Raw genomic sequence first — 691 nt, 5'->3', positions numbered from 1 at the left:
GGGGTGATGGGTGGCTGGTCGTTGTTTGAGAACTGCACAGTGGACGCGAGCATCTGTGGCCAAGTTTTTAAGGGCGCACGGTGGATGCCTTGGCACCAGGAACCGATGAAGGACGTGGGAGGCCACGATAGGCCCCGGGGAGTCGTCAACCAGGCTTTGATCCGGGGGTGTCCGAATGGGGAAACCCGGCAGTCGTCATGGGCTGTCACCCTTGCCTGAACACATAGGGCAAGTGGAGGGAACGCGGGGAAGTGAAACATCTCAGTACCCGCAGGAAGAGAAAACAACCGTGATTCCGGGAGTAGTGGCGAGCGAAACTGGATGAGGCTAAACCGTATACGTGTGAGACCCGGCAGGGGTTGCGTATGCGGGGTTGTGGGATCTCTCTTCTGCTGTCTGCCGGCAGCAGGACGAGTCAGAAACCGTTGATGTAGGCGAAGGACATGCGAAAGGTCCGGCGTAGAGGGTAAGACCCCCGTAGTCGAAACGTCAGCGGCTCGTTTGAGAGACACCCAAGTAGCACGGGGCCCGAGAAATCCCGTGTGAATCTGGCGGGACCACCCGCTAAGCCTAAATATTCCCTGGTGACCGATAGCGGATAGTACCGTGAGGGAATGGTGAAAAGTACCGCGGGAGCGGAGTGAAATAGTACCTGAAACCGTGTGCCTACAAGCCGTGGGAGCGTCGGAAC

The 691-nt window shown here is 58.2% G+C and carries 1 rRNA gene; it reads left to right on the top strand.

The window, feature by feature from the left end:
• Nucleotides 1–57: 57 nt before the first annotated feature.
• Nucleotides 58–691: ribosomal RNA gene (locus tag ACPXCS_RS39600) — 23S ribosomal RNA — on the top strand; the annotation flags it as partial.

Source organism: Streptomyces sp. DT190 (assembly GCF_049846985.1).
Taxonomy (GTDB): Bacteria; Actinomycetota; Actinomycetes; order Streptomycetales; family Streptomycetaceae; genus Streptomyces.
The sequence above is the reverse complement of the archived record's forward strand: the minus strand, read 5'-3'. Positions and strand labels throughout refer to the sequence as shown.